The organism is Mobilicoccus pelagius NBRC 104925 (genome assembly GCF_000247995.1).
Lineage (GTDB): Bacteria > Actinomycetota > Actinomycetes > Actinomycetales > Dermatophilaceae > Mobilicoccus > Mobilicoccus pelagius.
In genome coordinates this window covers 1-13978 of sequence record NZ_BAFE01000091.1, presented here as the reverse complement: position 1 = coordinate 13978, position 13978 = coordinate 1, and the positions used below count along the sequence as shown (strand labels likewise).

15 protein-coding genes are annotated in these 13978 nt (G+C 71.7%); 3 read left to right on the top strand and 12 right to left on the bottom strand.

The window, feature by feature from the left end:
* Positions 1-33: 33 nt before the first annotated feature.
* The 7 genes from MOPEL_RS13780 to clpS form a co-directional block, all read right to left on the bottom strand.
* On the bottom strand, positions 34-810 hold the full coding sequence (locus tag MOPEL_RS13780; RefSeq protein ID WP_009483492.1) for an MBL fold metallo-hydrolase: 777 nt from the start codon (positions 808-810) through the stop codon (positions 34-36).
* Positions 807-1616: a glutamate racemase gene (gene murI, locus MOPEL_RS13775; protein ID WP_009483491.1), complete on the bottom strand. Its 810-nt coding sequence runs from the start codon at positions 1614-1616 to the stop codon at positions 807-809. Before murI ends, MOPEL_RS13780 begins: the two co-directional genes overlap by 4 nt.
* Before the next feature lie 219 nt (positions 1617-1835).
* Positions 1836-2735, bottom strand: coding sequence for an amino acid ABC transporter ATP-binding protein (locus MOPEL_RS13770; RefSeq protein ID WP_009483490.1), 900 nt, complete (start codon positions 2733-2735; stop codon positions 1836-1838).
* A 1-nt stretch (position 2736) separates the two neighbouring features.
* Positions 2737-3486 (bottom strand): amino acid ABC transporter permease, encoded by a 750-nt coding sequence (locus MOPEL_RS13765; RefSeq protein ID WP_009483489.1) that lies wholly within the window; start codon positions 3484-3486, stop codon positions 2737-2739.
* 226 nt (positions 3487-3712) lie between these two features.
* Positions 3713-4618, bottom strand: a complete 906-nt coding sequence (locus MOPEL_RS13760) for a basic amino acid ABC transporter substrate-binding protein (RefSeq protein WP_009483488.1) — start codon at positions 4616-4618, stop codon at positions 3713-3715.
* 142 nt (positions 4619-4760) lie between these two features.
* Positions 4761-5390 carry a DUF2017 domain-containing protein gene (locus MOPEL_RS13755; RefSeq protein ID WP_009483487.1) on the bottom strand — a complete coding sequence of 210 codons (630 nt, stop codon included), beginning with the start codon at positions 5388-5390 and terminating at the stop codon, positions 4761-4763.
* Position 5391: 1 nt separating this feature from the next.
* Entirely contained in the window at positions 5392-5697 is a 306-nt protein-coding gene (gene clpS, locus MOPEL_RS13750; RefSeq protein WP_009483486.1) for an ATP-dependent Clp protease adapter ClpS, read from the bottom strand.
* A gap of 61 nt (positions 5698-5758) precedes the next feature.
* On the opposite strand from clpS, the gene MOPEL_RS13745 reads away from it, so the two are divergent.
* Both MOPEL_RS13745 and MOPEL_RS13740 read left to right on the top strand, forming a co-directional pair.
* The gene (locus tag MOPEL_RS13745) at positions 5759-7036 is read left to right on the top strand and encodes a nicotinate phosphoribosyltransferase (RefSeq protein WP_051992334.1); all 1278 of its coding nucleotides are present in this window, start codon (positions 5759-5761) and stop codon (positions 7034-7036) included.
* Between the two features lie 31 nt (positions 7037-7067).
* A complete protein-coding gene (locus MOPEL_RS13740; RefSeq protein WP_009483484.1) occupies positions 7068-7712 on the top strand; it encodes an isochorismatase family protein in 645 nt (214 codons plus the stop codon).
* An 81-nt stretch (positions 7713-7793) separates the two neighbouring features.
* On the opposite strand, the gene MOPEL_RS13735 is transcribed toward MOPEL_RS13740, so the two are convergent.
* The 4 genes from MOPEL_RS13735 to MOPEL_RS13720 form a co-directional block, all read right to left on the bottom strand.
* Positions 7794-9041, bottom strand: coding sequence for an acetyl-CoA hydrolase/transferase family protein (locus MOPEL_RS13735; protein ID WP_009483483.1), 1248 nt, complete (start codon positions 9039-9041; stop codon positions 7794-7796).
* Between the two features lie 82 nt (positions 9042-9123).
* Positions 9124-9990 carry an RDD family protein gene (locus MOPEL_RS17840; RefSeq protein WP_009483482.1) on the bottom strand — a complete coding sequence of 289 codons (867 nt, stop codon included), beginning with the start codon at positions 9988-9990 and terminating at the stop codon, positions 9124-9126.
* Positions 9991-10146: 156 nt separating this feature from the next.
* Positions 10147-11886, bottom strand: a complete 1740-nt coding sequence (locus MOPEL_RS13725) for a DEAD/DEAH box helicase (protein WP_009483481.1) — start codon at positions 11884-11886, stop codon at positions 10147-10149.
* A 188-nt stretch (positions 11887-12074) separates the two neighbouring features.
* On the bottom strand, positions 12075-12374 hold the full coding sequence (locus tag MOPEL_RS13720) for a DUF3039 domain-containing protein (protein ID WP_009483480.1): 300 nt from the start codon (positions 12372-12374) through the stop codon (positions 12075-12077).
* Between the two features lie 293 nt (positions 12375-12667).
* On the opposite strand from MOPEL_RS13720, the gene MOPEL_RS13710 reads away from it, so the two are divergent.
* Complete coding sequence (locus MOPEL_RS13710; protein ID WP_009483478.1) at positions 12668-13438, top strand: polysaccharide deacetylase family protein; 771 nt, start codon at positions 12668-12670, stop codon at positions 13436-13438.
* A 199-nt stretch (positions 13439-13637) separates the two neighbouring features.
* Here MOPEL_RS13710 and MOPEL_RS13705 read toward each other — a convergent pair.
* Positions 13638-13978: CLIPPER-2 domain-containing protein (locus tag MOPEL_RS13705; protein ID WP_009483477.1), on the bottom strand; the 341-nt coding region annotated here is incomplete at its 5' end.

Sequence of the window (13978 nt, the reverse complement as noted above, 5' to 3'; positions counted from 1 at the left end):
CGCGGGGGCGGCACCGTCAGGAGTCGTGGCGTGTCAGATCTCGTACGTCGCGAGCGGGTCGGCGAGTTCGACCCGGCGGCCGTCGCCGCGCCACACCTCGGCGGCCTGGGCGCGGCAGATCTCGCGGTCGTTCCAGGCGGGGATGTGGGTGAGCATGAGGCGTTTCACTCCCCCGGCCTCGATCGCGGCGCGGGCGGCGCGGGATCCGCTCATGTGGACGCCGGTGCCGTCGTCGCGGCCGTCGACGTACGCGGAGTCGGCGAGGACGAGGTCGGCTCCGGTCATGAGCTCGGTGAGTTCGGGGCAGAGGTCGGTGTCGCCCGTGTAGGCGAGCACCGCACCGTCGGCCTCGACGCGCAGACCGTAGGCGTCGACGGGGTGGAACACGGGGATCGGCGTGATCGTGAACGGCCCCACCGTGAACGGCGTGCGGGCCTCGAACTCGGCGAACTCGTAGCGTTCGTGGAGGGATTCGGCGTGCTCGACACCGTAGGCGCGGCCGAGGCGCTCGTCCGCGCCCCGGGGGCCGACGAGCGACATGCGCGTCTCCCGCACCCGTCCGGGGGTGTACCTCAACGCGACGTAGAGACTGCACGCGTCGAGGCAGTGGTCCGGGTGGAGGTGGCTGAGGACGACGGCGTCGAGGTCGATCGGGTCGAGGAACTCGCGCATGGGGCCTGTCGAGCCGTTGCCGAGGTCGAGCGCGATCGTCCACGTGCGCCCCTCGTGTTCGGTCTGGACGAGGTAGCACGACGCGGGCGAGGCCGGGCCGGGCATCGAGCCGGAGCATCCGACGACGTGGAGTCTCACGACGGCGTCCCCCGTTCGAGGTTGAGGTTGCCGACCTCCGGGCCGAGGAACCGCCGTGCGAGGCGGGCGAACTCGGCCGGGTCGCCGGTGGTGCGGAATCGGTGCTGCGGCGGCGGCGAGCCCTGCGGGCGGAGGGCGTCGGCGTCGGCGAGGACCCGGTAGACGTCCTTGGCGGTCTCCTCCGCGCTGGAGACGAGGGTGACGAGGTCGCCCATGACGTAGCTGATGACGCCGGTGAGGAGCGGGTAGTGGGTGCAGCCGAGGATGAGGGTGTCGACGCCCTGCGCCGCGACCGGCTCAAGGTACCCGCGTGCGACCGAGAGGAGTTCCTCCCCACCGGTGACACCGGCCTCGACGAACTCGACGAACCGGGGGCACGGCTGGGAGACGACCCGGATCTGCGGGGCGGCGGCGAACGCGTCGACGTAGGCGCGGCTACGGTGCGTGCCCTCGGTCGAGATGACGCCGACGACGTCGTTGCGGGTGGCAGCGGCGGCGCGACGCACCGCGGGGCGGATCACCTCGACGACGGGGACGTCGTACCGTTCGCGGGCGTCGTGGAGCATCGCGGCGCTGGCCGTGTTGCACGCGATGACGAGGGCCTTGACGCCGCTCTCGACGAGGGAGTCGAGGCATTCGAGGGCGAACCGTCGCGTCTCCGCGATCGGCCTCGGGCCGTAGGGGGCTCGGGCCGTGTCGCCGAGGTAGGCGACCCGTTCGTCGGGAAGCTGGTCCAGCACGGCGCGGGCCACCGTGAGCCCCCCGTAACCGGAGTCGAAGATGCCGATCGGAGCGTCCTGCTGCACCTTGGCAGGATATGGGGTGCCCTCCGCCTCCCCGCACCCGCACCTCACGTGACGTGCGTCAATCCCGGCCCCGAGGCCCGTCCCCTCCGTCATGCAGCGATGCGCGCGCCCTCGACCGCAGACGCTCACGCGCTGAGGGTCGCAGGTCACGACCGCGCCGCCCGTCCCCGAAGGGAGGGGCGGCGCGTCGCTGCATGACGGAGGGCCGGGGTTCAGGGGTCAGGCGGGTCCGGAGATGTCGGCCGGCACGATGCCGTCGACGTTCGTGCGGTGGCGTTCGGCGTACTTGCGGTCCTCCGCGCCGGGGTCGACGTGGGTGGGGTCGAGGACGCGCTGGAGGAAGGCGCGGGTGCGCTCATGCTCGGGAGCACCGATCACGCGGGACGGCTCCCCCTCCTCGACGATGACGCCGCCGTCCATGAAGATCACCCGGTCGGCGACGTCACGCGCGAACGCCATCTCGTGGGTGACGACCATCATCGTCATGCCCTCCTTCGCGAGCAGCCGCATGACCGAGAGAACGTCGCCGACGAGCTCGGGGTCGAGGGCCGAGGTCGGCTCGTCGAAGAGCATGAGGTCGGGGTTCATCGACAGCGCACGAGCGATCGCGACGCGCTGCTGCTGACCGCCGGAGAGCTGCGCCGGGTGGGCGTCGCCCCGGCCACCGAGTCCGACACGCTCGAGGTTGTGCTGCGCGACCTTCTCGGCCTCCGCCTTGCCTCGCCGCAACACGTTCGTCTGGGCGAGGACGCAGTTCTGCAGCGCCGTGAGGTGAGGGAACAGGTTGAACTGCTGGAACACCATGCCCAGCCGGCTGCGCACCTCGTCGATGTCGCAGTCGGGATCGGTGATGTCCTCCCCCTCGATGAGAACGGACCCGCGGGTCGGCTCCTCGAGGAGGTTGACGCACCGCAGGAGGGTCGACTTGCCCGAGCCGGACGGGCCGATGACGCACACGACCTCGCCGCGACGGATCGTGAGGTCGATGCCCTTGAGGACCTCGACGTCGCCGAACGACTTGTGGAGGTCGCGGACGACGACGACGTCGGACGGGTCTTCGGGAGTTCCGGGTCGCGCGGGATCGTGGGGGCGGGGGGTTCCCGCGGGGGTCGTCGACACGTCAGCGTCCTCTCGCGTTGCGGGCCTCGAGCCGACGGACGGCGTAGGCGAGCGGCAGGGTGATGAGCAGGTAGGTGAACCCGGCCACGACGAGCGGCGTGAGGTTGGCGTTCGTGTTGGCGAGGTCGCGGCCGTACTTCGTGAGTTCGTAGGCGCCGCGCGAGAGTCCGAGGACGTAGACGAGGGAGGTGTCCTTGGTGACGAGGATGAACTCGTTCGTGAGCGGCGGCAGGATGATGCGGAACGCCTGCGGGAGGACGACCTTGCGCAGCGTCCGGCCCGACGACATGCCGAGGGACCGCGACGCCTCGATCTGACCCTTCGGCACGGCCTGGATGCCCGCGCGAATCGTCTCGGCGAGGTAGGCGGCACTGACGAGACCGAGGGCGACCCACACGGTGCCGTACGTGCCGAACGGGATCTTGAGCCCGGGGAACGCGAGCGGCAACAGGCTGAACGCGAGGAACACGATGAGAGCGGGCACCCCGCGGAAGAACTCGATGTAGATCGTCGCGAGCCACCGGTAGGGGCCGACCGAGGAGAGGCGCATGAGCGCGAGGATCGTGCCGAGCACGAGACCGAACGCGAACGCGCCCGCCGAGTACGCGAGCGTGTTGAGGAACGCCTTGACGAGGCCCTGCGAGAGGGCGGTCACGACGAGGCGGGGGCGGAAGAAGACGCTCGCGATCTGGCCCCAGTCGGCCAGCAAGGCCGCGGCCACGAGGACGACGAGGAGCACCGCGTACTGCACCAGGCGGGCTCGTCGGGCACGGGCGCGCGGCGAACCGCGACGCGCGACACGGCGGCTCCGGTCCCGCGAGGAGGGTGCCGAGGTGTCGTGCGCGAGATCGGTCGCGCTGCCGTCACGATCGGCGGAGACGGGCGGATGGGAAGGGGTCGAGGACAACAGGACTCCCGAACTAGGACGTGGCACGGCCCGGGTGGGCCGTGCCACGGGTGGACGGATCGGACCGGGCTCAGCCGGCGGTGGTGGTGACGCTGGTGGGCGCGTCGGACGGGGAGCTCGACGCGTCGGCCGTCTCACCGGCGCTCTGCGGCGCCGTGCCGAACCACTTCTCGTACGTCTCCTTGTAACGGCCGTCGGCCTTCGACGCCTGCAGGACCTTGTTCACCTCGTCGATGAGCTTCTGCCCGCTCGGCTGGTCCTTGCGCGCCGCGATGCCGTACTTCTCCCCGGTGTGGAACTCGGTGACGACCTCCGTGTCGGGGTTCTCCTTCGTGAAGTCGTAGAGGACGCCGTTGTCGTTGACCGCGGCGTCGACGTTGCCGGCCTTCACGGCGTTCACCGTCGAGGGAAGATCGTCGAAGACGACGACCTCGTACCCGTTCGCCTCCGCGTTCTCCTGGCCGTACTTCTGCCCCGTCGTGTCGGTCTGCACCCCGAGCTTCTTGCCCCGCATCTGGGCGAGGTTGGTGATGCCCGACCCCTTCTTCGTGATGAGCGCCTGCTCGGCATCGAAGTAGGGCTCGGAGAAGAGCACCGAGTTCGCCCGCTCGGGCGTCATCGTCATCCCGGCCGCACCGAGATCGCAGCGCCCGGACTGCAGAGCGGCGCCGGACCAGATCTGGTCGAACGGCACGTCGACGGTCTCCTGGGTGAGGCCCATGTCCTTGGCCACCATGTCGAGGAGGTCGACGTCGAACCCGACGATCTTGCCCGAGGCGTCCGGGAACTCGAACGGCTTGTACGCGAGGTGGGTGCAGACGGTGAGCGTGCCCGGCTTGACGAGGGAGTAGCCACTGGAGTCCGTCGAGGCGGCGCCGGAGTTCGCACCGTCACCGCTGCCACAGCCGGCCAGGGCGAGAGCCGCGACGGCCGTCACGGCGAGGGTACGGGGGACGGAGAAGAGGGGTCGAGACACTGGTGGAGCTCCTGTCGTACGGCCCGGTCCGAGCGGAACGGGTGCGATGTGGACACACAGTCACACCGGGCGGTATGCGGGCGCGGCGGGCAGCCCAACGGGATCGGTGGGCGGCAGGTTGGCCGGGACGAGCGGTCGTCGTTCAGGGTTGGAGTGCGACCGCGAGGGTCTCCTGCACCCAGGTGAGGAACTCGTAGGCGAGGGCGAGGGGGAAGCGCGGGTCGTCGGGGTCCGTCTCGCCGAGGCGGTCCGAGAGGGATTCCGCGGCCTCGTCGGTGTGCAGGTCGAGCCGCTCGGCGAGGACGAGCCGCACGTCGGTGAGGGAGACGAGCAGACTCACCGCCTGCTCCTCGGTCGGGTACATCGTCGACCCCGACGTGCCCTCGACGAGACCGACCGCACGACGCAGGTGCGCGAGCTTGCGATCACGGACGGCATCCCCCGTGAGGCGACGGAACTCCGCCGCGAGCTCCGGGTCGTCGTGATGCGCGTCCGGCAGGAGTCGACGCACGGCCGGATCCGCCGGCCGCCCCGGGCCGGGCGCCGACCTCGCCGTCGCGTCACCGAAGTCCTCGTCGAACCCCGCGTTCCGCATGATCGCCTCGAACGAGTCGACATCGCCCCCGTCCTCCCCGCGCACCTCGGGCGTCGGCGCACCCGCCTCCGCCTCGAGCAACCCGATGGTCTGCTGCAACAGATGGACGAGGAGGTCACGCTCCGGCTCGGAGAACGACCCGACGACACCCTTGCGCGTACGACGGAACCCGGTCACGTCACTCGTCCTTCTGGAACGTGGCCCACAGGCCGTACTCGTGAAGCGCGGCGACATGACGTTCCATCTGCTCGCGCGGCCCGTGAGCGACGACCGCCCGGCCCTTGTGGTGGACGTCGAGCATGAGCGACTCCGCCTTCTCGCGGGAGTACCCGAAGTAGCTCTGGAACACGTACGTCACGTACGACATGAGGTTCACCGGGTCGTTCCACACGAGCGTGATCCAACCCGGGTCGGTGAGGTCGGCGAGCTCCTCGTCGAGGAGCGCGTCCTCGCGGACATCCGGCTCGGCGGGGCTGATCGTCACCCCTTCACCATATGCTGCCCGTGTGAGTACCGCGCTGCTGACCGACCACTACGAGCTGACGATGGCGCAGGCCGCGCTCCACGCCGGCACCGCCTCCCGCCGGAGCGTCTTCGAGCTCTTCGGCCGACGCCTCCCCGAAGGACGCCGCTACGGCGTCGTCGCCGGCACCGGCCGGTTCCTCGAGGCCCTCGCCGACTTCACGTTCGGGCCCGAGGAGATCGACCACCTCGCCTCCCACCGCGTCGTCGACGACACGACGCTCGACTACCTCAAGGAGTACCGCTTCGGCGGGTCCATATGGGGCTACGCCGAGGGCGACATGTACTTCCCCGGCTCCCCGCTGCTCATCGTCGAGGGCACGTTCGTCGAGGCCGTCATCCTCGAGACCCTCGCCCTCTCCATCTACAACCACGACTGCGCCGTCGCGAGCGCCGCGTCCCGCATGACCTCCGCCGCCGGTGGCCGCCCCTGTATCGAGATGGGCTCCCGCCGCACCCACGAGTGGGCCGCCGTGGCCGCCGCCCGGGCCGCCTACATCGCCGGGTTCTCCTCGACGAGCAACCTCGAGGCCGCCCGCCGCCACGGCATCCCCTCCGGCGGCACGAGCGCCCACTCCTTCACCCTCCTCCACGACTCCGAGGAGGCCGCGTTCCGCGCCCAGATCGAAAGCCTCGGCAAGGACACGACCATCCTCGTCGACACCTACGACGTCGCCGGGGCCGTCGAACGCGCCGTCGCCCTCGCCGGCACCGAACTCGGTGCCGTTCGCCTCGACTCCGGCGACCTCGTCGCCCAGGCGCACGAGGTGCGGGCCCAGCTCGACGCGCTCGGCGCGACGCAGACCCGCATCGTCGTCACCTCCGATCTCGACGAGTACGCCATCGCCGCGCTCGCCGCCGCGCCCGTCGACGCCTACGGCGTGGGCACCTCCCTCGTCACCGGCTCCGGCGCCCCTACGGCCGGGCTCGTGTACAAGCTCGTGTCCCGTGCCGACGACTCCGGCACGCTCATCAACGTCGCCAAGGAGAGCAAGGACAAGGCCTCGATCGGCGGCCGCAAGTACGCCCGCCGCGCCCTCGACGAGAACGGCCTCGCCCGTGGTGAACTCGTCGGCATCGGCGAGGAGCCCGGCGGCCCCGGGGATCTCGACCTCCTCGTCCCCCTCGTCCACGACGGCGACATCGTCGGCCTCGAGCCCGTCGAGGCCGCCCGCGACCGGCACCGCGAGCGCCTCGCCCAGCTCCCCCGCAAGTCGCGGCGCCTCTCCAAGGGCGAGCCCGTCATCCCCACCGTGTTCGTCGACGAGCACCCCGACCCCTCGCTCGTCCTCCGGCACTGACCGTCGCCCATCCCGACCCCGAGGAGCCCCCATGTCCCGCGCCCTGATCGTCGTCGACGTCCAGAACGACTTCTGCGAGGGCGGGGCCCTCGGGGTCGCCGGTGGTGCCGCGGTCGCCGCCGACGTCGCCCGTCACCTCACCGAGCACCGGGGCGAGTACGACGCCGTCGTCGCGACCGCCGACTGGCACGTCGACCCCGGCGCCCACTTCTCCGACACCCCCGACTTCGTCGACTCCTGGCCGCCCCACTGCCGGGTCGGCACGCCCGGCGCGGAGTTCCACCCCGCCGCCGCCGACGCCCTCGCCGACGTCGACGCGGTGTTCCACAAGGGGCAGTTCTCCGCCGCCTACAGCGGATTCGAGGGCACGACCACCGACGCGGGCGAGGGCACCGGCGCCGACGTGGGCTGCGACGGACGCCCCACCGCCTCTGCCGACGACGCGATCCTCCTCGGCGACTGGCTCCGCGAGGCCGGGGTCACGCAGGTCGACGTCGTCGGCATCGCCACCGACCACTGCGTCCGCGCCACCGCCCTCGACGCCGCCGCACAGGGATTCGGCACGCGCGTGCTCCTCGACCTCACCGCCGGGGTCTCCCCCGAGACGACGACACGCGCCCTCGCGACGATGCGGAACCAGGGCGTCGACCTCGTCGGCTCCCCCCGCGAGAGCTGACGATTCCCTCGCCCATTCCCCACCCGGTCCGAGGTGCCGCCTCGGCGCCTCCGGCGGTCGCCCCGACGCAGATGCCGCCCGTCAGGCGAGGCCGAGTTCGCGGGCTGCGGCCCAGAGTTCGTCTCGGACGTCGGGGTGGGCGGCGTGCCGGATGAGATGGGCCGCCTGCATGTCGTCGTCGTGGCCGAACAGCTCGGCGACGCCGTTCTCGGTGACGACGCACGAGTGCTGGAACGAGGTGGCCGGCTCCTGGAGCATCGGGACGATCGTCGACACGTCCGCCTTGGGGTGCCACGAGCGCAGCGCCATGATCGCCTGCCCACCCGGGGCGTGGATCGCGCCGACGGTGAAGTCGGTCTGCCCGCCGAAGCCGGAGTGGATGCGGGCCTTGATGCGGGAGGCGTTCGCCTGGTCGAAGAGGTCGACCTGGAGGGCGGTGTTGATGCTCGTCATGGCGGGGTTCGCGGCGATGCGGGATACGGCGTTGACGGTCTCGGTGCGGAGCACCCGGAGGTTCTCGTTGCGGTGGGCCCACTCGAACAGCTCCGCGCGCCCGAACATGAACGAGCACACGAGGAGACGATCGGGGTCGAGGGCGCCCGCGTCCTGCAGGTCGAGGACGCCGTCGGAGATCATCTCGCTCCACAGCCCGAGATTGCGGTGGTTCGCGACCTCGTGGAGCGTCGCGTCGGGGATCTCCCCGATGCCGAGCTGAAGGGTGGCGCCGTCCTCGATGCGGTCGGCGACGAGACGCCCGATGATCGTCGAGCTCTCGCTGCGGGCCTCCGCGCCGGAGGTGCGCCGACCGGGGATCGCGATGTCCTCGTCGACCTCGATGCAGCCGTCGAAGGCGTCGAGGTCGTACTCGCCGTCGCCGAACGTGTAGGGCATCTTCGCGTTCATCTGCGCGATGACGAGGCCCCCGGCCTCTTGGCAGGCGGCGACGGCGGCGGGCAGCACGTTGACCTCGCACCCGAGGGAGACGCGGCCGTCCACCGGCAGCGACGTGTGGAGGACGACGACGTCGGGCACGAGGCGCCGCGACAGCAGCAGCGGTACCTGCGAGAGACGCGCCGGGAAGTAGGCGAGACGCGGGTGGCGGCGCATGCCGGAGCCGACGAAGGGAGTCTCGTAGAGGACGCCTTCGCGGTCCGGGATGCCGGTGGGGGCGTTGAGGCAGTTGAGCCGGTACGTCTCGAAGGCCTGGTCGACGACGCCGAGCGCCGTCCACGGGATCGCGTGGTTGCCGGAGATGACGACCCGTGGCGTGTCCGTGCGTCGGAGCGCCTGGCGGAGCAGGGACTTCAGGGCGTCGGTGCTGATCGTCACCCCATCACTGTGCCGCACCGAGGCCGCTCGGCGGAGGGATTTCGAGGAACGGCGGCGCGAGGCGGGCTCGCCCCCCGGCGGATCAGGTGCGGATGACGCGGGTGGCGCTCCACTGGTCGTGCAGGGCGAGGCGCTTGCCGCCTCGCAGCGGCCAGAGAAAGTTGACGACGGTGAAGAGATACCCGGCGAGGACCGTCTCGGGACGGGCGTTGAAGAGGAACCCCAGGTATTTGAGGACCGAGCGCCAGAGAAGTCGACCGGCCGGGGCACGCCCGCCGGCGGCGTCGACGACGCGGATGCCGGTGGCGAGGCAGCCGACGGTCGCGGCGGCGGCGCGGAGGAGAACGGTGTCGTAGAGGACGAACAGCCCGGCGTAGATGAGGGTGAGCACGGTGTTGACCTGGATGAGCGCGGCGGGCGGCTCCGGCGGCATCTGCTGCTGCTGCCAGGCACGGAGGATGCCCTGGGCGTACGACTGCTGCATCGCCGTCACCTCGGGGAGGAACGGCAGCAGCACCATGAGGAGGACGAGGAACACCGCGGACACGACGAGGAGGTCGAGGAGGAAGGCGAGGACGCGGCGGCCGTAACCGGCGGCGGCGGCGTCGGGGCCGTACGGGGAGGGCGCGTCACCGGGCGCGCCCTGCCGGGTGGTGCGTCCGCCGGTCTCCGTCGACCACGGTCGCGGGCTGTTCGCCGCGGTGAGTTCCGGGCGCCCCTGCTCCTGCACGGCGGAGCGGGTGCCGCGGTCGCGAGCACCGTCGCGGTCGGCGCCGTCCTCACGTTCCTCACGCGCCGTGCGGAGGCGCGAGACCGGCGGCTTCGGCGGCAGCGGGTCGGGCATGGGGGCCTTGAAGTGGGTGCGCTCCGTCCACGACTCTCCGTCCCAGTACCGGAGTCGGTTGGGCTCGTCGGGGTCGTCGTACCAACCGGAGGGGCGTGCATCCATGCGTGCAGTCTTCCAGAACGGGGCCGGTGTGGCCGAGTCGGGCGTGGTCGCCGGGCCACGAGCACGGCCGGCGCGTGGGCGCGGGTCTGCGGTTCCGCCTCGGGACGACGCGGATTCCGGACGCCGAGGTGTCGGTGCCGTCGTCCGGCGTGGGCCTCAGCGTCGCCCGACGAACCAGCGACGGATCGTCTCGATGCGGGCGGTGACCTGCTCGTGGGTGGCCGTGTCGAGCGCCGGGCCGCCACACGTGCGGCGCAGGTCGGCGTGGACGACGGCGTGCGGGGTGCCCGTCTTCTTGGCGTAGGCGCCGACGAGGGAGTTGAGCTCCTTGCGGGTCGCCGCGAGGGCCCGGTGCGCGGCGGGCTCGGGGGCCTCCGACGTGCGCGACGCGGACTTGGGCTGCCGGGAACGGAGGAGCTGGGCGACCTGGTCCGGTTCGAGGAGCCCGGGGAGGCCGAGGTACTCCTCCTCCTCGGGCGATCCGGACGTCGTGCCGAGACCGAACTGCTCGGCGTCGAAGAGGACGTGGTCGAACTCGGCGTCGGACTCCAGCGCCTCGAAGCTCATCTGCTCGAGCTCCGAGCTCGCCTTCTCCTCCTTGTTGGCCTGCTCGAGGAGGTCTTCCTCGACCCAGTCGGGGTTCTCCGCGGAGCGCGGACGGTCGAGGGCGTGGTCGCGTTCGTCCTCGAGGCGGGCGGCGTGGTCGAGCAGCGTGGGCACACTCGGGACGAACACCGACGCGGTCTCGCCGCGACGGCGGGCACGCACGAAACGCCCGACGGCCTGGGCGAAGAACAGCGGGGTCGCGGTGTTCGTCGCATAGACACCGACGGCGAGACGTGGCACGTCGACACCCTCGGAGACCATGCGCACCGCGACCATCCACCGGCTCGTGCCCTCGGCGTACTCCTCGATGCGCTTGGAGGCGCCGGTGTCGTCGGAGAGGACGACGGTGGGCTTCTCGCCGGTGATGTCGTGGAGGATGCGGGCGTACGCGCGGGCCTGGGTCTGGTTGGACGCGATGACGAGGCCGCCGGCGTCCTCGACGTGGCGACGCACCTCGGTGAGCCGCTTGTCGGCGGCGACGAGCACCGAGCCGATCCACTGACCCTTGGGGTCGAGGGCGGTGCGCCACGCCTGGTTGATCATGTCCTTCGTCAGCGGCTGCCCGAGGCGCGCCTCGAGCTCGTCGCCCGCGCGGGTGCGCCAGCGCATCCCGCCTCCGTAGGCCATGAAGAGCACGGGGCGTACGACGCCGTCCTTGAGCGCCTCGCCGTACCCGTACGTGAAATCGCTTGCGCTGCGTCGGATCCCGGCTTCGTCGGCGTGGTACGTGACGAACGGGATGGGGTTGGTGTCGGAGCGGAACGGCGTACCCGTGAGCGAGAGGCGCCGGGTGGCGGGCTCGAACGCCTCACGGAGCGCGTCACCCCAGGAGCGGTTGTCGCCGCCGTGGTGGATCTCGTCGAGGATGACGAGGGTCTTGTACCGCTCGGTGCGGCCCCGGTGCAGCAGGGGCTTGCTCGCGACGCCCGCGTACGTGAGCGCGACCCCGTCGAAGTCGCGGGAGTGGCCGCCGACGTTGTTCGCGAACTTCGGATCGAGGCGGATGCCGACGCGGGCCGCGGCATCGGCCCACTGCGTCTTGAGGTGCTCGGTGGGCGCGACGACGGTGATCTTCTCCACGATGCGCCGCTGCAGCAGCTCCGCCGCCACGCGCAGCGCGAACGTCGTCTTTCCGGCACCGGGAGTCGCGACGGCGAGGAAGTCCCGCGGCTGCCGCTCCATGTAGGAGGCGAGCGCCTCGGCCTGCCAGGCACGAAGCTTGCCCGCCGTCCCCCAGGCTGCGCGTTCGGGAAAGGCGGGCGACAGGTTCGAGGCGGCAGAAGTACTCATGGCGGGGACGACTGTAGCCCCCGCCCCCGACCGTCCTTCACACCCGATGTCTCCGCCGCGTGCGTCGGGCGTGGCGTGCGCTCGGCGTCATGGCTCGTGGTCGAGCCCCGTCGACGGACGCCGTGAGGCCGCCTCCTCCCGAGTGACGGGAGAAGGCGGCCTCACGGGAACGGCCTGGTGGGACGGGGTCAGTCGCCGCCGTCCTGCGGGGCGCGGAGGCCCTCGTAGATCTCCTTGCACATGGGGCAGACGGGGAACCGGTTCGGGTCGCGGCCGGGCACCCAGATCTTGCCGCACAGCGCCGTGACGGGCTCCCCCGAGACGGCGGACTGCACGATCTTCTCCTTGCGCACGTAGTGGGCGAACCGTTCGTGGTCGCCGGAGTCCGTGCGGTAGTCGGCCTCGGGCTCGGTGCGTTCGAGCACGGAGGTGCTCGTGCCCGGCGTGGTCAGCGGCTCCGGTTCCGGGTAGGACGTCATGCGCGTCATTATGCCCGGCCCTCCCCGCCTGCGCCCTCCCCCGGGGCAGGACCCGCGAGGCACGACGACGTCATCGATGACGTCATCGACTCGGGGGTGATGACCCCGGTGCGGATGACCTCGTCGATGACGTCATCGGCCGGGCGCGGGGTGGCGGCAGGGTGGCGGCACGGGGCGGGCGGTCGGTGGGCGGTCGCATCCCGGGCGGTTGGACGGGTGTCCGGCAGCGGGGGGACACTGGGGAGGAGACGACGCGGCCGCGAGGCACGCGTCACGAACCGCCGACCAGGGGGAAGGTCCACATGCAGCTCGTCCACGACCTCAAGCTCGCCGCGATGCGGGTGCTCGAGAAGGCGCCCGACTCGATCGGGTCGGTGAGCTCGGTGAACACCACCGAGCGGATCATCGTCCCGACGTTCGACGACGGCCCGACGCCGACGCGCACCGAGGCCGTCCTCCGCGCCCTGGCCGACCACGACGCGACGGGGACGTTCTTCGTCCTCCTCACGAGCGTGCGCGCCAACCCCGGCCTCCTCCAGGAGGTCGTCGCGGCGGGGCACGAGATCGGCCTGCACGGCATGGACCACCGCCACCTGCCGACGCTCTCCCGCGACGAGGCCGGCGACGTCATCCGGCGCGGCAAGGCCGAACTCGAGGACGCCCTCGGGATGCCCGTGCAGTGGTTCCGCCCGCCGCACGGCGACCAGTCGGTCGAGACGTGGCGGCTCATCCGCGAGGCGGGGATGACGTCGGTCATCTGGAGCGGCACGAGCCACGACTGGAACCCCGACGCGACACAGGACCAGCGGGTCGAGAAGGCGACGGCCAACCTCGACCCCGGCACGATCCTCCTCTTCCACGACGGTCACGCCGGCCCGGCCGACCTCGGCGACCCCGTGCCCGAGCCCGCCCTCGACCGGTACGAGCTCCTCGACCGCGTCCTGCGCATCGCCGAGGCGCGCGGCCTGCGCGCGGTGAGCCTCTCCCGTGCGCTGGAGAACGGCACGCCCGTCATGCGCCCCCACTTCAACCTCCACCCGCGCCACCTCGCCTCGGCGGTCCGCCGAGGCTGACGACGCAGCTGACGACGCGGCGTCGTCGACCCCACGGGGTCGACGACGCCCGTTCAGTGGTCACGGCCGCCCGGGTGCGGACCATCGCACCCGGGGCACACATCTCACACACGACGGCACCCACCGGGATCGGAATCCCGGCGGGTGCCGTCGTCGTGTGTCGACCGGCGGGGGCGGATCCTGCCCCCGCGGCCGGGCCTCAGTGCCCCGTCGTGCGCATCGACGCGGTCGAGGGCGGTGAGACGAGCCGCGTGCCGGCGCGGTCGACGGCGGTGGCGCGGGCGGTCGCGGTGAGCGTCGCCGCGCGGACGTCGGCCGCCGTGAGCGTGACGTCGATCGGTCCGCAGACGACGTTGCCGCCGGGGTCGATCCCGCCGTCGGCGCACGTGACGTCGAGTCGGCGGCCGGAGCTCAGCGTCACCTGCAGGGTGGGCCGGTCGACGGGCGTCGTGCCGGGGTCGGTGACGACGAACGTGTACCGCACCGTCTCCCCTGCGGTCGCCCGGCCGTCACGGTTCGCGTCCCGGAGCGCGGCTAGGT

Coding starts and splice junctions, on each gene's coding strand:
- MOPEL_RS13745 (WP_051992334.1), top strand. CDS start 5,759: ATGGCGCAGGCCGCGCTCCACGCCGGCACCGCCTCCCGCCGGAGCGTC.
- MOPEL_RS13740 (WP_009483484.1), top strand. CDS start 7,068: ATGTCCCGCGCCCTGATCGTCGTCGACGTCCAGAACGACTTCTGCGAG.
- MOPEL_RS17840 (WP_009483482.1), bottom strand. CDS start 9,990: ATGGATGCACGCCCCTCCGGTTGGTACGACGACCCCGACGAGCCCAAC.
- MOPEL_RS13725 (WP_009483481.1), bottom strand. CDS start 11,886: ATGAGTACTTCTGCCGCCTCGAACCTGTCGCCCGCCTTTCCCGAACGC.
- MOPEL_RS13720 (WP_009483480.1), bottom strand. CDS start 12,374: ATGACGCGCATGACGTCCTACCCGGAACCGGAGCCGCTGACCACGCCG.
- MOPEL_RS13710 (WP_009483478.1), top strand. CDS start 12,668: ATGCAGCTCGTCCACGACCTCAAGCTCGCCGCGATGCGGGTGCTCGAG.